Origin of the sequence: Palleronia caenipelagi (assembly GCF_007004065.1) — a bacterium.
Taxonomy (GTDB): domain Bacteria; phylum Pseudomonadota; class Alphaproteobacteria; order Rhodobacterales; family Rhodobacteraceae; genus Palleronia; species Palleronia caenipelagi.
Map to the genome: position 1 here is coordinate 1 of NZ_VFSV01000046.1, position 23388 is coordinate 23388.

20 protein-coding genes and 4 pseudogenes are annotated in these 23388 nt (G+C 59.6%); 16 read left to right on the top strand and 8 right to left on the bottom strand.

The window, feature by feature from the left end:
* Both FEV53_RS21295 and FEV53_RS16750 read right to left on the bottom strand, forming a co-directional pair.
* Positions 1-188: pseudogene (locus FEV53_RS21295) on the bottom strand (IS21 family transposase); the annotation flags it as partial.
* A gap of 127 nt (positions 189-315) precedes the next feature.
* Positions 316-1506, bottom strand: coding sequence for a mandelate racemase/muconate lactonizing enzyme family protein (locus tag FEV53_RS16750; RefSeq protein ID WP_342778308.1), 1191 nt, complete (start codon positions 1504-1506; stop codon positions 316-318).
* A gap of 121 nt (positions 1507-1627) precedes the next feature.
* On the opposite strand from FEV53_RS16750, the gene FEV53_RS16755 reads away from it, so the two are divergent.
* The 6 genes from FEV53_RS16755 (at position 1628) to FEV53_RS16780 (ending at position 8315) form a co-directional block, all read left to right on the top strand.
* A complete protein-coding gene (locus FEV53_RS16755; RefSeq protein ID WP_221931645.1) occupies positions 1628-2329 on the top strand; it encodes a GntR family transcriptional regulator in 702 nt (233 codons plus the stop codon).
* Between the two features lie 133 nt (positions 2330-2462).
* The gene (locus tag FEV53_RS16760) at positions 2463-3455 is read left to right on the top strand and encodes a TRAP transporter substrate-binding protein (protein WP_185962277.1); all 993 of its coding nucleotides are present in this window, start codon (positions 2463-2465) and stop codon (positions 3453-3455) included.
* Between the two features lie 3 nt (positions 3456-3458).
* Positions 3459-3965 carry a TRAP transporter small permease gene (locus FEV53_RS16765; RefSeq protein ID WP_142835922.1) on the top strand — a complete coding sequence of 169 codons (507 nt, stop codon included), beginning with the start codon at positions 3459-3461 and terminating at the stop codon, positions 3963-3965.
* A gap of 3 nt (positions 3966-3968) precedes the next feature.
* On the top strand, positions 3969-5246 hold the full coding sequence (locus FEV53_RS16770; RefSeq protein ID WP_142835923.1) for a TRAP transporter large permease: 1278 nt from the start codon (positions 3969-3971) through the stop codon (positions 5244-5246).
* 48 nt (positions 5247-5294) lie between these two features.
* Complete coding sequence (locus tag FEV53_RS16775; RefSeq protein ID WP_142835924.1) at positions 5295-6893, top strand: GMC family oxidoreductase; 1599 nt, start codon at positions 5295-5297, stop codon at positions 6891-6893.
* 33 nt (positions 6894-6926) lie between these two features.
* Positions 6927-8315, top strand: a complete 1389-nt coding sequence (locus tag FEV53_RS16780) for an aldehyde dehydrogenase family protein (protein ID WP_142835925.1) — start codon at positions 6927-6929, stop codon at positions 8313-8315.
* A gap of 261 nt (positions 8316-8576) precedes the next feature.
* Here FEV53_RS16780 and FEV53_RS16785 read toward each other — a convergent pair whose 3' ends face one another.
* From FEV53_RS16785 to FEV53_RS16810, 6 genes are all read right to left on the bottom strand, one after another.
* The gene (locus FEV53_RS16785) at positions 8577-9884 is read right to left on the bottom strand and encodes a TRAP transporter large permease (protein ID WP_142835926.1); all 1308 of its coding nucleotides are present in this window, start codon (positions 9882-9884) and stop codon (positions 8577-8579) included.
* The gene (locus tag FEV53_RS16790) at positions 9884-10384 is read right to left on the bottom strand and encodes a TRAP transporter small permease (protein WP_246100863.1); all 501 of its coding nucleotides are present in this window, start codon (positions 10382-10384) and stop codon (positions 9884-9886) included. The genes FEV53_RS16785 and FEV53_RS16790 overlap by 1 nt, the downstream gene beginning before the upstream one ends.
* 59 nt (positions 10385-10443) lie before the next feature.
* Positions 10444-11457, bottom strand: a complete 1014-nt coding sequence (dctP, locus tag FEV53_RS16795) for a TRAP transporter substrate-binding protein DctP (protein WP_142835927.1) — start codon at positions 11455-11457, stop codon at positions 10444-10446.
* An 86-nt stretch (positions 11458-11543) separates the two neighbouring features.
* Positions 11544-12155, bottom strand: coding sequence for a 3-isopropylmalate dehydratase small subunit (leuD, locus tag FEV53_RS16800; protein ID WP_142835928.1), 612 nt, complete (start codon positions 12153-12155; stop codon positions 11544-11546).
* Complete coding sequence (gene leuC / locus FEV53_RS16805; protein WP_142835929.1) at positions 12155-13561, bottom strand: 3-isopropylmalate dehydratase large subunit; 1407 nt, start codon at positions 13559-13561, stop codon at positions 12155-12157. The genes leuD and leuC overlap by 1 nt, the downstream gene beginning before the upstream one ends.
* Complete coding sequence (locus FEV53_RS16810) at positions 13561-14376, bottom strand: GntR family transcriptional regulator (RefSeq protein WP_142835937.1); 816 nt, start codon at positions 14374-14376, stop codon at positions 13561-13563. Before FEV53_RS16810 ends, leuC begins: the two co-directional genes overlap by 1 nt.
* A gap of 130 nt (positions 14377-14506) precedes the next feature.
* Here FEV53_RS16810 and FEV53_RS16815 point away from each other — a divergent pair, with 130 nt between their 5' ends.
* The 10 genes and pseudogenes from FEV53_RS16815 to FEV53_RS16855 form a co-directional block, all read left to right on the top strand.
* Positions 14507-15073 (top strand): tautomerase family protein, encoded by a 567-nt coding sequence (locus FEV53_RS16815; protein ID WP_142835930.1) that lies wholly within the window; start codon positions 14507-14509, stop codon positions 15071-15073.
* Entirely contained in the window at positions 15070-16764 is a 1695-nt protein-coding gene (locus FEV53_RS16820) for a hydantoinase B/oxoprolinase family protein (RefSeq protein ID WP_142835931.1), read from the top strand. The genes FEV53_RS16815 and FEV53_RS16820 overlap by 4 nt, the downstream gene beginning before the upstream one ends.
* Positions 16761-18824 carry a hydantoinase/oxoprolinase family protein gene (locus FEV53_RS16825; protein WP_142835932.1) on the top strand — a complete coding sequence of 688 codons (2064 nt, stop codon included), beginning with the start codon at positions 16761-16763 and terminating at the stop codon, positions 18822-18824. Before FEV53_RS16820 ends, FEV53_RS16825 begins: the two co-directional genes overlap by 4 nt.
* Complete coding sequence (locus FEV53_RS16830; protein ID WP_142835933.1) at positions 18821-19441, top strand: cysteine hydrolase family protein; 621 nt, start codon at positions 18821-18823, stop codon at positions 19439-19441. Before FEV53_RS16825 ends, FEV53_RS16830 begins: the two co-directional genes overlap by 4 nt.
* Positions 19438-20304 carry an isocitrate lyase/PEP mutase family protein gene (locus FEV53_RS16835; RefSeq protein ID WP_142835934.1) on the top strand — a complete coding sequence of 289 codons (867 nt, stop codon included), beginning with the start codon at positions 19438-19440 and terminating at the stop codon, positions 20302-20304. Before FEV53_RS16830 ends, FEV53_RS16835 begins: the two co-directional genes overlap by 4 nt.
* Positions 20285-21667: an FAD-dependent oxidoreductase gene (locus FEV53_RS16840; RefSeq protein WP_142835935.1), complete on the top strand. Its 1383-nt coding sequence runs from the start codon at positions 20285-20287 to the stop codon at positions 21665-21667. The genes FEV53_RS16835 and FEV53_RS16840 overlap by 20 nt, the downstream gene beginning before the upstream one ends.
* A gap of 309 nt (positions 21668-21976) precedes the next feature.
* Positions 21977-22090 (top strand): annotated as a pseudogene (locus tag FEV53_RS22180) (transposase); the annotation flags it as partial.
* A 91-nt stretch (positions 22091-22181) separates the two neighbouring features.
* A complete protein-coding gene (locus FEV53_RS21630) occupies positions 22182-22748 on the top strand; it encodes a transposase (RefSeq protein WP_246100865.1) in 567 nt (188 codons plus the stop codon).
* A 54-nt stretch (positions 22749-22802) separates the two neighbouring features.
* Positions 22803-22979, top strand: a pseudogene (locus FEV53_RS16850) (IS256 family transposase); the annotation flags it as partial.
* Positions 22980-23036: 57 nt separating this feature from the next.
* Positions 23037-23388, top strand: a pseudogene (locus tag FEV53_RS16855) (transposase); the annotation flags it as partial.

A 23388-nucleotide genomic window follows, 5' to 3' on the forward strand; every position in this document is an offset into this window, starting at 1 on the left:
CGATCTGACCAATGAAAGCATCCAGCCTGGGCCGTCGGATCGGCGCCGTCCGCCGATACCCCGGCGGTTCCGAACAGGCCAGCATCTTCGCAACACTGTCCCGGCTGATCCCAAAAACCCCGGGCAATCTGGCGCCCGCTCAAACCGTCCTGAAAATGAGCCTGACGCACCTTCAAATACAAATCCACGGTGAATATCCCCAAGCCCTCCCGAATACCGAAAGGGCGAAAGTCGACGACTTTTACGCCGCCCGCGACCGCACAATGCCGCCGCTACCGTGGCCGAGTATTGCTCCGCCGTTTACACATCGCGACTTCAGATCGAAGCTGTTGTCGCATAAAGGGTTTCGTATTTTTTTAGCTGTTCCGGAAGTTTCAGGATGCCGAGGCCGGGCTTATCCCGGAGCAATAGATGTCCCCGGCTCTCACCCTCATTCCAAAGCCCAAAGGCTTCGCGAAGGGGGTTTGGATTGGCGTCCACCTCCAGAAGGCCTCCCCCTCCGACCGATGCGAGAACGGCTGCTGATGCCGCGAGACCAATCCCGCCCCCCAGAAAATGGGGGCAGTAGAGGCGGCCTTGACCCATGGTGCGGATTGCAACCTCGCGGCAGCCTGACAGCCCACCCCATTTCGCAACATCGGGTTGAATGACACCGAATATTCCCGACGTGATCGCAGCGGTGAATTCTGCCGAACCCGCGATGTTTTCGCCCCCGGCGAGCGGGATCTGGCTCACCTCGGCCGTTCGGTGCCAGTCTGCAATCGGCGCGTCGGCAGGAAGAGGCTCTTCCAGCCATCCCAAGGGCGCGCCGTCGAGAGCGCGAAGAAACGTGATAGCTTCATCCGCATACCATCCCTGATTGGCGTCGGCAAAGAGGCGCTCTGACTGGCCCAACGACTTGCATAGCTCGATGACGGCACGGCTATCGCTCTCGAGGTTGAACCCGACCTTGACCTTAAAGGCGGCGTAGCCGTGTTCGCGGCTCCCCTCGATCATCTTGTCTGCATCACGGATATGTATGCCACTGGCATAGGTGGGCACCGACATCGCTGCGCCTGGCATTAGATAGCGCGCCAGTGGTAATCCCGAACGGCGCGCGAACAGATCGTGGATGGCGATGTCGAGCCCAGAAATCACATGGGCGAACGGCCCCCATTCGCCACATTGCAAAGCACGGATATGCGTGCGTTCCGTCAAATGGGTGCGGAGCGCCGCCGAATGTTCGAGCGGGTAGCCGAGAACGAGATCTGAGACGTCCTCGATGAGGAGGCGGGCCCGATGCTCGGCTCCTGCGGCGGGCCAATTGGCAAAGATTTCCCCCCAACCAAAACACCCGTCGCGATCCTCCAGCCGGAGAAAGACAGCAGGCCTGCTGTGCATGGCACCGAAAGAAGTGATCACGGGATTCTCTATGGGAACCCGATATGTCCAGACATCGATTTTCGAAATTTCACAGGTCATGTCAGCGGATTGTCCTCCTGAGTGCCCTTGAAATGAGGCTACCATCTGAAACCCGTGGGGGGTTGCTTAAAATTAGTATAGACACCTATAAAACTATGTGACAAGGTCTATCACAAGAATTGGGAGAATGAGTCAGGTGAGCAGCTCGGATAAAAAGGCGCGTGGAATGCAGCGATATGTGCAAATCGCATCGGCTCTCCGCGCTCGGATTGATGCGGCTGAATTCGACACGGGAACCTCTTTGCCCTCGATCCAACTCCTCTCCAGAGCGTATGAAGCCGCGCCAGAAACAGTGCGTCAGGCGCTTGCACACCTGGAGCAAGAGGGGATCGTCGCGCGTCGGCAAGGCGTCGGGACCATTGTGCTGGCCAAAAGCCGTGATCTGCGCTGGCTGCGGTTGCCTTCGGATTGGGATGGATTGGTAACCTTCTTTGATGCCCTGGAGGTGCAAAGGCTGGTCACCGAGTCGGCGGACCGTATGCCAGAGCTTCATCCCGAAGAAGGTCAGGCGCTCAGCGCTTACAAATATTTGAGAAGGGTGCATTCGCGGGCTGGCGAACCCTTCTGTGTGATCGGGATACATTTATCGGCCGAAATATATATCCGCAGGCCTCGGGAGTTTCGCGAAAAGGTTGTGGTGCCGATTCTCGCTCAGATGGATGATGTCGAGATCGGGACGGTCCGCCAAACCCTTCGTTTTGACGTAGCCGACCCCGAGATGGCCAAGCTGTTGGACGTTCCGATTGCGGCGCCGGTTGTGGTCGTACGGCGCACGATCTGCGATCCGGCGGGACAGGTCATCTATCTGGCGGATGTGACATATCGGGGAGATGTGGTGCGGCTGGAGATGGATCTTTCGCCGCCGTAACGCGCGACGGGCTGACAGCCAAATCAAGGTGGGACGGGGATGCCGCCCCAGCGAACCGACCAAAGGGTCGGAAGGTGCGCCAAACTGGCTGTGCCCGGGCCCTTTGCAGCAACTTTCATGGGAGGAACCAAGCATGACGTATCAGAAGAACCTCGGCGCATTTGCCCTTATTGCGGCTAGCGGTCTCGCCGTTGCCAGTCCGGCTCTGTCCGAAACCGTGCTGAAAGTGGGGCTTATCGACCCGCCCGCCCATATTGACGTGGTGGCGACCCAGCGGGTGGCAGACCGTGTGGCGGAGCTGACCGATGGTGAGGTGAAGATGGAGGTCTACCCCGCCGCACAGCTTGGTTTTGCCAATGATATGCTGTCTGGGCTGAAACTCGGCACTGTTGAAATGTTCGTCGGTGCCACCACCTGGTTGGGCACCTTCGAGACGGATTTCTGGATCTCCGGGACGCTCTACGTCTTTAACGACCAGGAGCAGGCGCGGGCCATGCACCAGAGCGACGCGTTCAAGGGAATGGCAGAGGATCTCGTCGCCAATCACGGGATCCGTGTTCTGGCCCAGAACTGGGATCGCGGACCACGGAATTTTATCGCGACCCGCGAGGTTGCCACCATCGAGGACCTCGAAGGCCTGAAAATCCGCGTGCCTCCACAGGAAAGCTGGATCGAAAATTTCAAACTGGCCGGCGCTGCTGCGACACCGATGCCGCTCTCGGAGACCTTCACTGGGCTTCAACAGGGCATTGTGGAATCCACTGAACAAGCCTCGAACTGGCTCTATGGTAACAAGTATCATACCATTGCCAATCACCTGACTCGGACCAATCACAACTATGAAGAAACGGGTGTGATGATCTCCGAGACGGTCTACCAATCGTTGACCGAAGATCAGCGCGCCGCCATTGCGCAGGCGCTCGATGAAGTCACTGATTGGCATAATGAGCAGGTCGCCGCCCAGATCGCCGAGGCCGAAGAGAAGATGGCAGCTGAAGGCGTGGCGATTGCCGATGTGGATGTGGATGCCTGGAAAGAGCATTTCCGTTCTAATTTCGACACCATCGTCGAGATCGTCGGCTACTCACCCGAGTTGGTCGAGAGCCTGAAGGCAGAGTGGAAGTAACCTGTGCAAAGGCTGTCCAAAGCCATCGGCGCGGCGGCGATCTTCCTTGGGGGGATCGCCCTCGCCCTCATTCTGGCGCTCGTGGCCGGACAGATCGCAATGCGCGTTCTGACCGGCCAGTCCCTGACCTGGTCCGATGAGCTCGCCCGGCTTTTCTTCATCTATCTGGTCTTCATCGGCAGCGCGGAGATTTCCGCCCGCCATGGCCATATCGCTGTGGATCTGCGCAATACGTTCGGTGTGCCAGAAGCCATCGACAGAATTCTTGACGTAATCCGCATGGTGTTATGCATTTCGGTTCTCGCCGTCATCGCGTGGGGCACCTGGCAGATTATCCCGGTGGTCGAAAACATGCAGCGTCCGGCGACGCGGATCTCTACCGCCTGGATGTACTGGCCAGTGCTTGCTGGATCCATCCTGATGATCGTGGCGACCGCGATCAATCTGGGCGTGCTCCTCACTTGCGGGCGTCTGATCCCCGGCACTTACCCACAAGCGAAGAGGGGTTGAACCATGGCGACCCTGATCCTTGTGGGCGGATTGCTGTTCCTGCTGCTGGCTGGCGTTCCGGTTGCCTTTTCCCTGCTTCTGTCGAGCCTCGCGCTGGTTCTCTGGGAGGGAAAGCTGCCCCTGTTGATCGTATCTCAGCGCCTGGCCAATGCGCTGGACAGCTTTCCGTTGCTGGCTATCCCGCTCTTTATCCTCGCCGCCGAGATCATGAATCATTCGGGCGCAACCGAGCGGATCTTTCGGCTGGCCAATGTGATATTGGGGCGGATCCATGGGGGTCTGGGCCATGTGAATATCGCAGCATCGATGCTGTTCTCAGGCATGTCGGGCTCTGCGGTGGCCGACGCAGCGGGTCTGGGCGCCATCGAGATCCGCGCCATGAAGGCACAGGGCTACGATCCGGGGTTTTCGGCTGCGGTGACGGCGGCGTCGTCGACCATCGGGCCCGTCATCCCGCCGTCGGTGCCCATCGTGATCTACGGCGTCATCTCCGGCGCTGCGATAGGTGACCTGTTTCTCGCGGGCTTCGTCCCTGGCGTGATCATGGGACTTGCGATGATGGCCTATATCGCGGTTATCGCAAAGCGACGAAACTTCCCACGGGATGAGGCCTTCGCCGGGTTTGGCGAGATCGGCCGGGCTTTCGTCTCTGCGATCCCGTCGCTGCTTCTACCGATCATCATTCTGGGTGGCATTTGGGGCGGCATCATGAGCCCGACCGAGGCCGCTGGCGCCGCCGTAGTCTATTCCCTGTTTCTCGGACTGGTGGTGCACCGCTCTATGACCTTCGCCACGGTGATCGGGAGTTTCCGTGAGGGCGCACGGTCCACCGCGTCCATCATGCTGATCGTGGCATCGGCCAGCATCTTTGGCTGGCTTGTCTCCACCCAACAGATCCCACAGGTCGTTCAGGGTTGGATGGGGGACATCTCCTCCAACCCAACAATCGTGTTGCTGATCATCGTGCTGATCCTGCTCGTCATGGGAATGTTCATGGAGCTGATCGCTATCCTGACCATCGCCGTGCCGGTCTTTCTGCCCGTGGCTATGGCATCGGGGATTGACATTATCCATTTCGGAATCGTGGCGGTGCTGACTCTGATGATCGGGCTGCTGACTCCACCGTTCGGGCTCAACCTGTTCATCGTGCAACAGGTGTCGGGCGCAAGCTACGCCTCGATCCTGAAAGAGACCTGGCCCTTCATCTTCATTCTGATGGCGGTGCTGTTGCTGGTGGTCATCTTTCCGGGACTGTCGCTGTTCGTACTCAGTCTCGTTTGAACCACGCTCCTCTGCCACGCAGGTGCGTAACAACACAAGAAGGACAAGATGGACGGCTTCGACTACATTATCGTGGGCTCCGGAACGGCGGGCGCGACCCTTGCGAGCCGCCTGACCGAAGACCCGGCATGCAGCGTTCTCGTGCTGGAGGCGGGTGGTCCTGACCGGGGCCTCTGGCTGAAGCTGCCGGTTGGCTATTACAAATCGATCTATAACAGCCGCGTATCGCATCTCTATCGCAGCGAGCCCGACGATGGGATTGACGGTCGCCAGATGGATTGCCCACGCGGCCGGGTACTCGGTGGATCAAGCTCGATCAACGGCCTGATCTATATTCGCGGCCAGGCCGAAGACTTCGACGACTGGGAGGCGCTGGGGGCCGAGGGCTGGGGGTATCGTGACGTATTGCCTCATTTCCGCAGCTTGGAGACCTATAGCGGGCCACCGTCCCAATATCGCGGTGCCCATGGCCCGTTGCAGGTCTCCGATTTGCGGATGACCAACCCTGCCTGCGAAGACTGGCTCAATGCCGCCCGTGAATGGGGCTTGCCGGACAATTACGACCTGAACGGTGAAAGCAGCTACGGGGTCGGACGTTACCAGCTGACCCTCCGCGGGAGGTTTCGGGACAGTGCCGCAACAGCCTTCCTGAAACCCGCCATGGCTCGCCCCAATCTCACGGTTCAGCTGCGTGCCCGCGTGACGCGGCTGGTGTTTGAGGGGAACCGGGTGACTGGCGTTGAATACGCCCAAGGTGGACAGATCATCACCGTTCACGCCGACCGCGAAGTGATCCTGAGCGCAGGTGCGGTGCAGACGCCGCAGATTCTCCAACTGGCAGGCATCGGTCCAGCAGATCATCTGCGCGCCATGGGCATCGTCCCTCGTCACGACGCGCCCGAAGTGGGCGAAAATCTTCAGGACCATCTCCAGATGCGCTCAATCGTGGAGCTGACCGACACACATGACTCGCTTAATGATCATGTGCGTGACCCGATCCGACTGGCCCGGATGGGGCTTGACTGGTTGATTGGATCCAAGGGGCCCCTGACCGTTGGGGCGGGGCAGTATGGCGGTGGGGCCTGCACCTCCCACGCCAAGGGCCGGCGCCCCGATATCCAGCTCTTTGTCATGCCGCTCTCGGTCGATAAGCCCGGCAAGCCGCTGCACCGCTATTCCGGTTTCACGACCTCGGTTTGGCAATGCCACCCCGAAAGTCGCGGCTCGATCCGCATTGCCTCAACGGACCCTGCGGCCGATCCGCAGATCCGCCCGAACTACCTGAGCACCCAGAAAGACCGGGATGTGCTCGTCGAGGGGATCAAGATCGTGCGCGAGATCTTTGCCCAGCCCGCGTTCCGCAACCGCTGGTCCCGTGAGGTGGTGCCCGGCGGCGGGGTGCAGACCGACGATGAGATCCTTACCGCGATCCGCAAGGGCGCGACGACCGTTTACCATCTGGTGGGCACTTGCCGGATGGGGACCGATGACAGCGCCGTTGTTGATCCGACGCTCCGTGTGAATGGAGTGTCCGGCCTGCGGGTGGTTGATGCCTCAGTCATGCCCAAAATCACCTCCGCGAATACCAACGCCGCCACTTTCATGATCGCCGAAAAAGCGGCCCAGCTGCTGAAGCAAACATCCTGACACACCCTTCTCCGCAAACTCTTCGAGGCCCCCATGACCCTGGACATCCGCAATCCCGCCCAACCCGAAACCATCGTCGCGCGCCACCCCGAGACATCGCCCTCGGAGATCGATACGCTTGTCGACCGCGCCCGGACCGCTCAACGGCTCTGGCGCGAGGTTCCGCAGCCTGAGCGGGGCAAGGCTCTGCGACGCTATCTTCACGCCCTTGAGGCGCGCGCGGACGAGCTCGTGCAGTCGATCACGCAGGAGATGGGAAAAATTCACGCGGAAAGCCGGGGCGAAGTGATGAAATCTATCGCCGAAGGACACGCTGTCGTCGACCGTGCCGGCGCACCGATTGGGGAGGTGTTTCCGTCCGAAGGCCGGGGCGTGACGGCCTACACGATCCGTCGCCCCAGAGGCGTGGTTCTGGGCATCACGCCATGGAATTTCCCCTTTGGCACACCAGTCCGCAAACTGATCCCCTGTCTCCTCTACGGCAATGCCATGATCCTCAAGCCTGCCTCCATCGCTCCTGGGGCCGTGCGCTTGATGGCGGAGATCGCGGAGGGCATACTGCCTGATGATCTTCTCGGCCTCGCGATCGGAAACGGTGCTCTGGGGCAGACACTCTGCGAACACGACGGAATTAATGCCGTGACCTTCACCGGGTCAGTGGCGACAGGTAAGCGCGTGGCCGTGGCGGCGGCGGGGCATCTTGCCGAGGTCAGTCTGGAACTTGGCGGTAAGAACCCGGTTATCATCAATGACGCCACCGACCTTGATGCGGTGCTCGATCAGATCTTCCGCGCGGCCTTCGCCATTTGTGGTCAGCGCTGCACGGCGATCAGCCGGGTCATTGTACAGCAAGAGCTTGTCAGCGAGGTGGTCGCCGGACTCGCGCGCCGGGCTGATGCGCTACGCCTCGGGGACGGAGCTGAGCGCGACACCCAGTTTGGCCCGCTTTCCAGCGCCGGGCACCTATCGGAAGTGGACGGGTTCGTTTCCAGGGCTCGTAACGAAGGTGCGGCAGTCGCTGCGGGCGGTGCCCCGGTCGAGATGCCAGGAGGAGGATTTTTCTACCCCGCGACGATTCTGGCGGATGTGACACCGCAGATGGAAGTGGCACGCGACGAGGTATTCGGTCCGGTGCTATCCGTCCTGACCTATAAGACGATTGACGAGGCGCTGGAGATTGCCAACGCGACGGCCTACGGGCTGACCTCAAGCCTCTATTCCGAACGCACGCCAGTTATCGATGCATTTCTGGACCGCAGTGAAAGCGGGATGCTGCATGTGAACGCCGGGACCTTCCCCGAAAATCATCTGCCCTTTGTCGGGGTAAAGGACAGCGGTCTCGGCGTCGGTGGATCAAACGGACCTTCCGTTATCCAGTTCTACACGTCAGAGCACACGATCTATCGGAAAGCCCAAGCGTAGATGACGTCTGTTTGCCGCTTTGCTGCGGGACTCGAGCCTGATGTGTGATCGCTCCCCACCCCGGTCATGTCATGCGCGCTGCTTTCTAAATAGCTCCTTGGCACACCGATGCCATCGGGGGACGGTCATATCATCACAGCCGGTCATGATCGTAATAATCAAATTGGATCACTCAAGTCGGGCTGATCAAAACCTAGTGACCTTCTCAGCACCTCACCTGAAGAAGGCCGCTTTCGGACGGGACTGGTGGCGGAGGCCGGCTCATAGCGATGGCAACCAGAGTGCAATTTGCGGAAATGCGATCAATAATGTCACCAATAAGAGCGAGCAGAAGATGAATGGAAAAGCCGAAGTGTAGATCTCGCGCATGGTTGTTCCCGCAGGCGCCACCCCTTTCATGACAAATAGGAGTAATCCGAAAGGAGGTGTCGTGAAGCTGATTTCAAGAGACAAGAGCATGATGAGCGCAAACCAGACCGGGTCAAAGCCGAGCGTATGTGCCAGCGGAAAGAAGATCGGGACGGTCAAAAGCATGATCGAGATCTGCTCCATGAACATGCCAAGCAGTAGCAGGACAGCAAACATGACAAGCAGCATGGCCAATGGCGCGAGGTCGAAGCTGATGGCCCAATTGACGAGCCCGCGCGAGGCCCCGGAAAACGCCAGAAGCTGGCTAAATGTGGCAGAGCCGAAGACGATCAGATAAGCCATGATCGTGACTCTGAGCGCACCGATCACCGATTTTTTCATCGCTTTCCATGTCAGGCAACGGAAGAGCGCCGCCAAGATAAGGACACCGAGTGCTCCGAATGCGGCGGCTTCGGACGGGGTGACGAACCCTCGGATCATCAATGCGATAATGATGATCATCACGCTGACCATCGGCACAACTTCGCGCAGCAGCAAGCCCAGCTTCGCCGGGAAAGACATGCGCTCGACATCGTAGGCCGGGGCAGCGGTCGGATCAATCCGGGTCTGGAGCCAGATCGTTGCGATGTAGAACCCAGCCAGAATGAGACCCGGCACAACCCCGGCGATCAGCAGTGCAGCCACATCGATTTGCGCCAGCGTTGCTAACAGTACCGCAAGAGCTGATGGGGGAATGATGATCGCAAGGCCACCAGTGCCGAGTATTGGGCCAATGCTCATGTGCGATTTGTAGCCCCGGCGGCTCATTTCGGGCACCATAAGGGAGCCCAGCAGGGCCGTTGACCCCATAGACGAGCCCGAGAGCGTCGAAAAGGCCGTGCCACCGAGGACCGTGACGTAGCTCAGCCGTCCTGCCAGCCGCCCCAGAAGCTTGTCGATCGCGGTAAACATACGCCCGCCTAAGCCGGTGTGAAAGAAAATCTCACCCATCAGCAAAAAGAGCGGAATGGGCATCAGGGCGTATTTGGTCAGAGAGCCAAGACCATTGTTCAAGAGCTGAGTCACGCCCCGCTCACCACCCATGAACACCCACGCACCGACGATATTTGCCGCCAGAAAGGCCAATGCAATCGGCATCCCGACCGCCATGAGAAACATGATCGTGCCAAGCAACAAGGCGAGTGCCTCGTACCATTCCATTATTCGTGTATCCCTGCTTCGCCGCTATGCATCAGCTCCTGACCAAAGACAAAGCGCGAGAATTCCACGGCCATCAGGCCGAACGACAGCGGAAAAGCGATTGTGAGAAGCCAGCGCGGATAATAATAGGCGCGAGTATCGAAATCACCGCGCTCGATATTTGTCATCACCAGCTCGAGACCTTTCCACGCGAGGAGCGCGCAGACGAGCACGCAGATGGCAGCGACCCCTCGGCTCAACAGGTGACGGGGCGCATCGGGCAGGGCTGCTGTAAGCAATTCGATGTGGACATGGCCCTTTTCCCGCACCAGCCACGGTGCCCCGAGCATTGTCATGTAGAGAAGTCCGTATTCGGCTGAGGTAAACAGCCACGCAAAGGGCTGCAGGCCAAGATTTCGCATCACCACGGACAGGACAACCGACAGCATGATCCACACCAGCGTCAGGCCCGAGATGGTGGCCATGCCATAGAGCAGTGCCTTATAGGCTGTGTTGATCATCTCACCTGGCTCCGAAGAACGAACAGACCCACCCCGACCGGGCGGGTCTGCCGTAAGGCTTACTTGGCGGCCTCGAGGTCGTAGAACAGCTCGATCAGGCGGTCGTAGTTATCCGCCCCACCGGGCTGACCGGACATCACCTCTTTCATCCGCGCCCAGGTGGTCTCGCGGGCGGCGGCGAGATAGTTGGCCTTGGCCTCGCCTTCGAGAGACACGACCGTCATGCCGGCCTCGTCGAGCGCAGCAAAGTCTTCGTCCCGCTTGGTGCGCAGCGCCATCACGCTGTCTTTCTCGTGCTGAATGGCCACATCCTGGAGGATCGTGCGGGCCTCATCCGAAAGCGAGTTCCACTTTTCATTGTTTACGATCACACCCAAGTCGGTCGAGAAGAAGCACGGTTCGATCCGGTAGTTCAGGAATTCGTTCCATTTCAGATCGATCAGACCAATTTGAGTCCAGCCGGTTGCGTCTACGACACCCCTTTGCAGCGCAGAGTAGACCTCGCCGGTCGGCAGGTCGATTACCTGAGCGCCGAGATAGTTGGTGAAGAACGCGTTATATACGTTGTTGCCGCGTAGTTTGAGGCCTTCGACCTCAAGGTTGCCATCGGCATCGAATGTCGGCTCGTTGCGGGTCCACAGGTTGTAGCAGACGCCACTGTCGAACCAACCAAGGTATTTCAGACCCATCTTTTCCTGATGGATCTCGTCGATCAAAGCGATGCCACCGTTTTCACGGGTCTCAACCGCCGTCAGATTCGACGCCACCATGGCGTCTTTCTCAGGGAGTGCGCCGCCATAGAAAGAGCCCGGTGTATACACCATGTCAACAATCCCGTCGCGGACTGCGTCGGGCTGCTGGAACATGCCGATCGCCTCTGGGCCACCCCGCACATCAATCTGGACCACGCCTTTGCCTGCCTCGTTGACCTTTTCGACGAAGCTCAGGAAGCTCTTCGTGTAGATCAGCGTCTCCGGGAACGCATGCACCGCCGAGAGTGTTTCCTCGGCCTTGACCGTACCCGCCACAAGCGTGGCTCCTGCAAGCAGGCTTCCCAGTAGCTTCATTTTCATTTTGTCCTCCTCCACTGCTTTTCTAATTATGCGCCCTGTTCAGCGGGGCCCTTTCCGGCGGCGACTGCCGCATGGTGCGGACCTTCTCACTCCACCTCTGCCGGCCATGCCCACGTAGCGGTCTGGCTTCGATTGACTTTGAAGGCCGCGATGGCTTCGCAGTAGTTTCGCGTCAAATCGATATCATCCCAGCCATTTTTCAACTTCAATGCCCAGCTATCGTCGATCGTGAAGTGAATAGTGGCAGCGTCAATAGTCAGACGACGGGCGTCGAGATCGATTGTGATGCTTTGCGGATCCTTTGCGACCGCCGCTTCAACCGCAGCATAGCCCTCGTCATCGACTTTTGCAGGCAACAGACCATTGTTCACAGCGTTGGCGGCGAATATGTCGCCGAAGCTTGGGGCGATGACCGCACGGATCCCGGCATCCACAAGCGCATAAACCGCCGCCTCCCGCGAAGACCCGCTCCCGAAATTTCGTCCGGCCAAGATTACGCTGGCCCCGGGATGAGCATTCAGCGGGAAGTCGGCACGCAGCGCGCCCGTCGCATCACGTCGCATGTCGTAGAGCAAGTAATCGCCGTAGCCGTCAGCGCGCGACACCGACATGAAACGGGCTGGGATCAATTGATCGGTGTCGACATTCGCGACCGGCAGGCAAATTGCCTGACCCTGATGTGTGTGCCACCCCGCCATCAGGTGACCCGTCCCACGAGCAGCGGCCGGACATCGGTCAATTCACCTGTCACGGCTGCGGCTGCGACCATGGCGGGGCTCATCAGATGTGTCCGCGCTCCACGCCCCTGACGCCCTTTGAAATTGCGATTGGTGGATGAAGCACAGCGCTTGCCCTCGCCAACGAGATCGCCGTTCATGCCGACGCACATGGAGCAGCCTGAGGCGACCCAATCGAGACCAGCCTCGATGAAGATGCGGTCCAGCCCTTCGGCCTCGGCCTGGGCTTTGACCCTGGCGGAGCCTGGCGAGATCAGTCCTGGAACCCTGGCTTTGCGCCCCTTCAGGACGGCTGCGGCGGCACGCAGATCCTCTATCCGCCCGTTGGTACATGAGCCAATAAAAACCTGATCGACGGGCGTACCTTCCAGCATATCCCCAGTTTTAAGCCCCATATACTCAAGCGCCGCGCGAGCGGCTTCAGCCTTGTGGGGCGGTAGGCTTGCGGGATCGGGAATAGGAGTACGTATTGGCAGCGCCTGTTCGGGGCTTGTACCCCAGGTGACAGTGGGAGAGATCTCGCTGGCATCAAGGGTCACCTCACGGTCAAACCTCGCGCCGGCATCGCTGGCCAGTGAAGCCCAACTGACGCAGGCTGCCTGCCATTCGGCACCTTTGGGCGCAAACCGACGTCCCTTTAGATACGCGAGAGTTGTCTCGTCTGGTGCCACCATGCCAAACCGCGCCCCGCCTTCGATCGACAGGTTGCAGAGCGTCATGCGCCCTTCCATCGAGAGGCCCCGGATCGCACTGCCCGCATATTCAACTGCATGACCCTGCGCTCCGTCTGTGCCCAGTCTGGCGATCCAGCCAAGTGCGATATCCTTCGCCGTGACTCCGGCACCGAGAGTGCCTTCGACTGATATGCGCATGGATCTGGGTTTTCGTTGCCAGACTGTCTGGGTCGCCAGAACGTGGGCGACTTCGGTTGCGCCAATCCCAAAGGCGAGGGTGCCAAATGCACCATGGGTTGATGTGTGGCTGTCACCGCAATTGATCAGGAGACCCGGCAGGGTCAGGCCCTCTTCGGGTCCGACAACATGCACAATTCCCTGCCGCGGGTCGTCCAGATCATACAGACGTAGCCCATGCGCAGCAGCATTGTCCCGCAGAGTGTCGATCATCCGGGCGATCTGGGGGGCGTCGATCTTTGATCGGTTTCGTGTAGGTGCATAGTGGTCCACGACCGCAAATGTCAGGCCGGGCTCAGCCACGGGTAAATCGCGTTCGCTGATCTTGGCGAATGCATGATGTGAACCTTCGTGCACCAAATGCCGGTCAACCCATAGCAATGAAACGCCATCTTCGCGTCGCGTGACCTCATGCGCCGCCCACAACTTATCCAGCATGGTCTGCGGGGGTCTCATCAGCCCACACCCTCGCTGCGGCCGATGGCTGGTTCCCAATGGCGTGCGGCGCCTTGCCCAACCCGCGCCAACGGCATCTCTAGCCGAAACATATCGGGCCGATACAGCCCGGCGAGGTATTCAACCCCATTTCCATTCACGTCGCGCACAACCCGCCGTAGTGACAGCAGAGCCGACCCAACATCCACCTCAAGCGTTTCGGCGACGTCGGGGCCGGCGAGCGTCGCGCTCACGGATTGGTGTGCTTCGTCAATTTGCACCCCGCTGCGCTCCAGAAGCTTGAACAGCGGCGTGGTCGCCAGATCATTTTCAGAATAATTTTCAGCAATTCTGGCAGGCACATAGGTCGTGAGGTGAGAAAACGGCACCCCCCCCGCCTGGCGAACGCGGGTGGCGATCTGGACCTTGCTGTCACCTCTCAGCCCCATGGCAGACGCCACGAAATCGGGAGGCGAGCCATAGGAAAATGACAGGAGTCGTGCAGTCGTCTGCTGACCCATTTCAACGAGCTGCGGCATGAGCGTGTTGAAATCCATTGCCGCACGCTGACCGCTGACGGCGCGCGAACGAATTGTGGTGCCGCTGCCCGTCCGACGCTCGATCAGGCCCTCTTTTGACAAAGCTGCGAGCGCGCGACGGATGGTGACGCGACTGACTGCGAATGTCTCGGCAAGCCTTTGCTCTCCGGGCAAGGTCGCACCATCGCGCAGATCTCCTCGGCTGATCTGATCGCGCAAAGACAGATAAACGCGCCGCGCTTTTGCTCCCTCCGGCAGTGTCTGAACAGTTTCGACCTGCACTGATGATTCCCCCATCTTCCTGAGACGAAGGTAAATGCGTCTCCTCCAAAAGCAACAACTAGTCTTCTTTAGGTACAAAATTTTTCTACTGGAAAGATACCATATATGTATTACGAATAAGACAGGTGAGCGAGGGGAGAGGATCATGCCACTGGTCGAGCTGCATGTCCTAGAGGGTTACAACCCCGAGGAAAAACAAAAGCTTGGAACAGCCCTGACGAATGCAGTGCGATTCGTTGTGCCTGCTGCTCCTGAGTTGGTGACAGTGCTGATCCACGATATTCCAGCGGACAACTATTATAGAGGCGGCGAGCAGCGCATCCCTGCACCCGCCCGCGCCGACCCGGTAGAAATCGTCAAAGATTACCTGACTGCGATGGAGGACCGCGACCTCGAGAAGGCGCGCGCCATGCTGGGCGGCGGTTTCACCATGACTTTCCCGGGAACTGCACCCATGCACAGTCTCGAAGAGCTCATTGAGTGGTCGAAGCCGCGCTACAAGTTCGTAACCAAGACCTATGAGGGCTTCGACGCAATGCAGGGATCGGGCGCCGCCGCGATCGTTTATTGCCGAGGTACGCTGCAGGGCGAATACCACGACAGGCGGAGATTTGGCGGCATTCGGTTTATCGACCGGTTTGAGATCACCGATGGCAAGATCACCAAACAGGAGGTCTGGAACGATATGGCTGAAGTGAAGACGAACGCATGAGCGAGATTGACCCCATCACCCTTTCAGTCCTTGCGGGCCGAATGGAGCAGATCGCGGATGAGATGGACGCAACCCTGTTTCGGGCGGCTTTCAATCCAATCATCGCCGAGGCACATGACGCCAGTCATGGACTTTACCACGCGGTGTCGGGCGACACCCTGGTGCAGGGCAAATCGGGCCTACCCATCTTTGTAGGCGTCATGTCCTTTGCGGTAAAAGCCGTGATCGAGAAGGCCGCGAGGGATGGCGATCTGGCAGATGGAGACATCTATATCTTCAATGATGCTCACATCGGCGGCACGCATCTGTCAGATATGCGTCTCGTGCGACCCTATTTCCGCGATGGCAAACTGTTTTGCTACCTCGCTTCGGTGGGGCATTGGCACGATGTTGGAGGTGCAGTGCCCGGCAATTACAATCCAGGGGCGACGGATGTGTTTCAGGAGGCCTTCAATCTGCCTCCGGTGAAACTTGCCCGCAAAGGCGAACTCAATCAGGACATCATCGACATCCTGCTGCGCAACACTCGACTTCCGCAATCGGTAATGGGTGATCTCAACGGCCAGCTCGGCGCCCTTGATCTGGGCATAAAACGGATGGACGAGCTGCTGGATGAATATGGCGCTGACACGATTTCTGCGGCGCTCGAAGCGCTCGGTCACCGCGCCGAAGCGCTGATGCGGTCGGAACTGGCCGATCTGCCAGATGGCCGTTGGGAAGCGGAAGATTTTCTCGACAACGATGGCATCACAGATGACCCGCTGAAGATCCGGATCGCGCTGAAAATCAATGGTGATCGACTGGCGCTCGATTTCACTGGGTCATCGCCGCAATGCGCAGGTCCTGTGAACATCGCCCTGCCGACGGCGGTCGCAACGGCTTATGTGGCGATCAAACACGTCTTCCCGGCACTCCCCGCAAATGCGGGGGTGATGCGCCCCATCGATGTGACCGTCCCGGAAGGAAGCCTATTGGCAGCTCAATTTCCGGCGCCCACGGGCGGCTACACCGAAACCATCCTGCGCATGATCGACGTTGTTTTCTCCGCCTTTGCGCAGGCGGCGCCGGACCGCGTTGTGGCCAATGCCTATGGTACGATCAACGCGCTCTCGATTGCGGGTAAGCGTCAGAACGGCCAACCATGGGTGATGTTTTCTTTCTATGGGGGCGGGCATGGCGGTTCGGTCGAGACGGACGGGCTAAACCACGGCAATGCGCCCATATCGACAGCCACAATTCCACCGCTGGAGATCCTGGAGGCCGCTTATCCGGTGATGTTCCGAAAGTGGGCCTTGCGTCCGGACAGTGCCGGCGCAGGGGCGCACCGCGGTGGTCTTGGCGCAATCTATGAGATCGAAGTGCTGGAGGAAAACGGGGCCGAGGCCTTTCTCTTTGGCGAGCGCGGGCGATTTGCGCCCAAAGGCATCGCGGGCGGGGGCGACGCAGCCAGGAACGTCTTTGAGTTTGAACAGGATGATGGCTGGCAAAAGCCGCCGCTGGCCTCGAAGATGCGCGGCATCAAGCTCAGAGCAGGCCAGTCCGTGCGTCTCGAAACGCCAGGCGGTGGCGGTTATGGTCCGGCGGCTGAGCGCAGCGCAAGGTCGGTAGCCCGCGATGTAGCCCGAGGACTGGTCAGCGAAGCGCAAGCAGATGTCCTCTACGGGACACGATGGCGGGAGGGCTCGGCATGAACAGCAGAATGATCGGCGTCGATGTCGGGGGCACGTTCACTGACGTCTTTGTGCTGAACGAAGCCGATGGTACGGCAAGCGTCGCAAAGGTTCCAACAACGCGTCCCGATCAATCAGGTGGCTTCCTCGACGGGATTGGGCGCGAAGTTCAGGACTTATCTGAGATTGCCGTGGTGGTCCATGGCACGACGGCGGGGACCAACGCGCTGCTCGAACGGAAGGGCGCAAAAACCGGGGTGATCTGCACCGAAGGGCTGCGTGACGTGTTGGAAATGCGCCGCCGCGACAGACCGCGCACATGGGGATTGCGCGGAGATTTCGAACCCGTTGTGGACCGATGCAACCGGCTGGAAGTCCCGGAAAGAACGCTGGCTGACGGCACAGCACGCACCCCGGTGGATCTTGACGCGGTCCGCGCGGCTGCAAAGATGCTGCAAGCGCAGGGGTGCGAATGTGTGGCGGTCTTGTTTGCAAATTCCTACGCCAACACCACCAACGAAGATGAAGCCGTCGCTATGCTCCGCGAGGTTTGGCACAACGAGCATGTGTCCGCCTCATCCGAGATCCTGCCCGAAATCAGGGAATTTGAACGCTTCTCAACCACCGCCCTCAACGCCTATTTGCAGCCCGAGGTGTCGGGCTATCTGGGGCGGCTCGAACGTGCACTCAAAGCGGGTGGGTTCGATGGTGAGTTCATGGTAGTACAATCCAATGGCGGTGTCATGGCAGTCGACACGGCCTGTCGCGTGCCGGTTCGCACGGCGCTCTCGGGCCCTGCGGCTGGCGTTATCGCAGCAGGCTATATCGCCTCCTCAGCCGGGTTTGAGAATATCATCACCGGTGATATGGGCGGGACAAGCTTCGATGTCTCACTCATTGCCGAGGGGCAATCGATGCTGTCACCGCAGACGTCGATTGATTTCGGGATGGTGGTAAGGAGCCCGATGATCGAGATCACGACCATCGGCGCCGGCGGTGGCTCCATTGCCTGGGTCGACAAGGGGGGACTACTGAATATCGGTCCCGAAAGCGCGGGCAGCAATCCTGGCCCGGTTGCCTATGGCCTCGGCAACACCCGACCAACCGTGACGGATGCGAACGTGGTACTGGGCCGGATCGACCCGGAGAACCCCATTGGGGGCAAGCTGAAACGGTTGGATGTAGAGGCTGCGGGCCAGGCGATTGACGTCCATGTCGGACGGCAATTGGGCCTCTCCACCGTGGCCGCTGCAGAGGCCATTCTGAAAGTTGCCAACAGCCGCATGGCGGGCGCGATCCGCCTTGTCAGCATCGAACGGGGCTTCGACCCCAAAAGATTCGCCTTCATGCCCTTTGGCGGCGGGGGGGCACTTCATGCGGGCGCCATGATGGCCGAAGTCGGCATCGCCCGGGCTATTGTGCCGCGCTATCCCGGAGTCACATCGGCCATGGGCTGTGTGATCGCGGATATGCGTCAGGATTTCGTGCAAACGATCAACTCTCTGGTTGACTCCGTGGATGAAAAGGCGCTCGCGGCATTCATGCAGGATCACGCGGACCGTGGCATGTCGTTGCTGGATGACGCGCGGACCGAGTTCGAAGCCCGCGAGCTGAGTTTTGAACTTGATATGGCCTATGTCGGGCAAACCCATACCGTGCCGGTGCCCCTGTCCGTCACAACGTCGGCCGGCAAAGTTATCCCGCCGACGCGCGCTGAGATCGAGGCGGCTTTTGATAACGCATATCGTGGAACTTTTGGCCGACTCTTGCAGAACGGTGTGCGGCGCATCCTGAACCTGCGCAGCGCGGTGATTGGCAAGCGACCCAAATTTGACCTGAGCACTCTGGCCCCTTCTGGCGCAGTCTCCGCCGATCCCATTGGCCAAAGGCAGGTTCATTTCTCTGACGCATGGTATGACACGGCAATCTACGACCGGCTCACTTTACCCGTGGGGACTCTCATCAAGGGCCCTGCAATCCTGACGCAGCCCGACACCACTGTTCTCATCGAGCCTGAGCTTCAATGCCGCGTCGACTCATTTGGAAACACCATCATTGAACCTCTGGGGGAAGCATCATGAGCAATCCGGGCACCTGGAACATCTCGCGCACCGCGCTTCTGACGATCGATCTGCAAAATGATTTCATCCACCCCGAGGGCGCCTATGGCCGTGCGGGTCAAACCGCAGAGAGCATTGCGGCATTGCCCGAGCGCATCGCCCCGCTCGCGCGGGCACTTCAGGCGAAAGGCGGGCGCTATTTCTCGGCGCAGTTCACGCTCGTGCCCGACAAGGACGGGGAACCATTGATCGCGCCGCACCTCAAAGAACTGCGCCCCTTTCTGGGCAAGGGTGATTTTGCGCCCGGAACCTTCGGGCATACGCTCGTGGATGTCCTGCATCCTGCGGATTTTGTGATAGAAAAGGTCGCCTATTCGGCCTTCTATCAGACACGACTCGAATACTTGATGCGGGCCGTCGGCATTGAACATCTCATCGTCGGAGGGATCGTCACCAACGGAGGGGTGGCCTCGACGCTGAGGGACGCCCATCTGCGCAATATCGAGACGGTCATGCTCACCGATGGCTGTGCCGCGTTCCGGCAAGACGTGCATGATGCCACGTTGCTGTCGCTGGGCACCGTGACCCATCAGATGAGCTGCGCCGAAGCGCTGGCTATGATCGAGGATACCGCATGAGCCTCCGGACACGTCTGCAGAAGGACGAAATCTTAGTCGCACCCGGTGTCTATGATGGGCTCACTGCGTCTCTCGCCGAAGCTGCCGGGTTCGAGGCGCTTTATCTGAGCGGTGCAGCGGTCGCCTATACGCGGCTGGGCCGCCCCGACATTGGACTCACCACTGCCTCCGAGATGGCCGACACGATGATGCTTATTGCGGATCGTAGTGAGCTTCCGGTAATCATTGATGCCGACACTGGTTTTGGCAACGCGCTCAATGCCCAGCGCACTATGCGGCTTTACGAACGGGCGGGGGCCTCTGCATTGCAGGTGGAGGATCAGACCTATCCGAAGCGCTGTGGGCATCTGGCGGACAAATCCCTCATCCCGGCCTCTGAAATGGTGGGTAAGATCACCGCGATGGCCGATGCCCGTGCCACCGATGAAACACTGATCATTGCACGCACTGATGCAATCGCCGTCGAGGGCTTTGCTGCTGCTGAAGACCGGGCTGGGGCTTATCTGGAGGCGGGTGCAGATGTTCTGTTTGTTGAGGCACCGCAAAACCGGGACCAGCTTGAAACGATTGCCAGGCGGTTTGCGCCGCGGGTTCCGCTGTTGGCCAACATGGTCGAGGGCGGGGCGACCCCCATCACCAGGGCTGGGGATCTTGAATCTCTGGGATTTTCCATCGTCATCTTTCCCGGCGGCATTGTGCGCGCTCTGGCGAAAACTGCTCAGGACTATTACCAGAGCCTTGCGCAACACGGTTCGAACAAACCTTTCGCCGAGCGAATGTTTGACTTTAACGGTCTCAACGCCGTGATCGGAACAGATGAGATACTGACAACGGGCGCCCGGTATGATGGCTCCAAAAGTTGACCGCCCGCCCGACGGGTTCGATCTTGAGGTGGAGACCCTTATAATAGGCGCGGGTGCCTGTGGCCTGATCGCAGCGCTCTCGGCCACGGAGGCCGGCCAGGACGTTTTGGTGATTGAGGCCGATGCCGTGCCGTCAGGTTCAACTGCGCTTTCGGCGGGTCTCATCCCGGCAGCGGGGACGAAGCTGCAACAGGCGGCCGGCATCGACGACAGCCCGGCACGGTTTGCCGCCGATATTCAAGCCAAAGCGCATGGCGAGAACGAACAGGCGCTGGTCGACCTGTTGACGCAAAATGCAGCCCCGGTGATTGACTTTCTCATGGAGGTTCATGGCCTGGTGTTCTCGGTCGTTGATGATTTTGATTACCCGGGCCATTCCAGACATCGCATGCATGGGCTGCCGACACGTTCTGGCGCTGAGCTGATCAACGCGCTTCGGAACGCTGCAGAACTCACGGGTATCGACATCGTGTGTAACCTTCGGGCCGAGACGCTGTTTTTTTCGGACGACCTGGTGCATGGCATCGCTGCGCGCCGCCCCGATGGCCGGATGGAAACCATCGGGTGCAAGCGCCTGATCCTTGCTTGCAACGGTTTTGGCGGCAACCGCGCGCTGGTAGCGCAGCATATGCCCGAGATAGAAAGCGGTCTTTGGTTTGGCCATGATGGAAACCGGGGTGACGCAGTGATCTGGGCCGACCAGATTGGCGCTGCGACCCAGTACCTTGGGGCGTATCAGGGCCACGGGAACGTGGCCTATCCCCACGGCATCCTCATTACCTGGGCCACGATCACCGAAGGCGGGGTGCAGGTGAACCGGATGGGCAAACGTTTCTGGAACGAGGCCCAGGGCTATTCCGAGGCCGCTCGCGCGGTACTGGCGCAACCGGGTGGAGTGGCCTTTACCATATTCGACGCGCGGATCGCGGACATTGCGCGACAATTCGAAGATTTCAAGCGTGCTGAGGAACAAGGTGCGATAAAATCCGCTGCTACGCCGGAGGGGCTGGCTGATAAGCTTGGGCTGCCAGCTGACGCATTAACTGAAACCCTCTCCAATATCCCGGCGGGGGGCACGGATGAGTTTGGCCGTTGCTTCGGCGCGTCTTCTTTGTCACCATCCTATTGTGGAGTACGCGTTACCGGTGGGCTGTTTCACACACAGGGTGGGCTGCGTGTTGACAAAACGGCGCGGGTGCTGACCCGTAGCGGCGCGCTGATCCAAAACCTTTTTGCGGGCGGCGGTGCGGCTTGTGGTGTGTCCGGCAGCAGAGATAGAGGATATCTGTCCGGAAACGGCCTGCTGGCCGCCGTCGTGTTAGGGCGCATCGCTGGAAGCTGCAAACGGCTGCTCTATCCCTGAGCTCATAATATAGATCTGGCTGAGCGTGTTGCATGAATTCGGCTCACGGCTTAGCAGGCAGTCGGTCTGACGACAGGACACCCAATGCCATTCAAGCACAACGCATGACGACGGGACAAGTTTACGAAGGCGAAGTACCGGGTTACGAATTGGGCCGGATACAACGAGAGTCTCCGCCAGCGCGGTGACGTGGCGATCTGGCTCAGCGAAGACGCGATGGCCAGATGGACCCCACCGCCCTCTGGCAAGCGCGGTGCGCAGAAACGCTATTAGGATCTGGCGATCGAGGCCTGCCTGACCTTGCGCGTCGTGTTCGGACTGGCGCTTCGGCAAACGCAGGGCTCCGTTCGAAGTCTTTTGCGGCTCATGAGGGTTGACTTGCCCGTGCCGGATTTCTCGACGCTCTGCCGCCGCGCCCCATCGTTGAACATCGCGCCGGGCCGGAAACCGATGGGCAACCCGATCACGCTCATCGTGGACAATGAGCCATGTCGCGCCGTCGGTTCGAGCGACCATGGCGAATGGGCTTCGGATCCACGGCGGTCGCGATTGGATGGCCGAGAAGAACGGGCTGTCGAAGTCCTGGAAAACATGGCGCAAACTTCATATCGGTCTCAACCCCGAGAGCGGTCACATCGTCACGTCCAGCCTGACCACCGAGCATGTCGGCGATCCCGGCGCGCTGCCTGAGCTGCTGGCTCAGGTGGCGGACTTTGTCTGCTGTTTCATCGGCGATGGCGCCTATGATAGCGCGCCGGCGGCGGCGATGATCCGAGATGTCTTCGGGCCGGATGTGGAGTTGGTTATTCCCCCACCGGGCAAGGCCGTCCCGGGCGATTGCGCGATCCGCAATGTCCATATCCAGATGAACGCCGACCACGGTCGCATGGCATGGCAAAAGACGACCGGCTACGGTCAGCGCTCCCGTGTCGAAGCCCAGATCGATCGCTACAAGCAGGTGATCGGGCCCGCGCTACGAGGCCGAAATATGGAGAGCCAAAAACTTGAAACCGTGATCGCCGTCAACGCACTGAACCGAATGATCGACCTCGGTCGCGCGGCCTACGAGCGTGTCATCTGAACCGGCGGGGGAAATGGGAAAATGCGCCCCGAGTTTGATCTATGCAACACGCTCGTTCATAAGCATCGCAACCTTCTGGCCCACGCCCCGAAGCACCTCAATGACGAGTTGACAACGGACTATCGCGACATGATCTGTGCCGACACCGCAGCCGAGATCGAGAAGCGCCGAAAGGCCTTCCTGCGCAAATGGCGCCTGAAGTGCCGGGCCGTCGCCGACAGCCTCGAGGAAGTGGTCTTCCCCCACTGAAGTGGTCCTCCGCTATGTTTAGGAAAACGGAGGAAACAGATGGCAAACAAGCGACCAAAGCCGGAAGAGATTGTTACGAAGTTACGGCAGGGTGAGGTTCTGACGGGGCAAGGGATGCCGCGTCTGGATGCGATCCGCCAGATCGGCGTGACTGAACAGACGTTCTACCGCTGGAAGAAAAAGTACGGTGGAATGGGCACGGACCAATTGAAGGAACTAAAGCGTCTTCAGAAAGAGAATGAGCGGCTACGCAAGGCTGTTTCGGATCTGACCCTGGACAAGCTGATCCTGGCGGAGGCCGCAAAGGGAAACTTCTGAGCCCCGCTCGTCGCCGTACCTGCATTGATCGTGTTCGTGCAGAACTGAACGTTTCGGAACGTCGCGCGTGTCG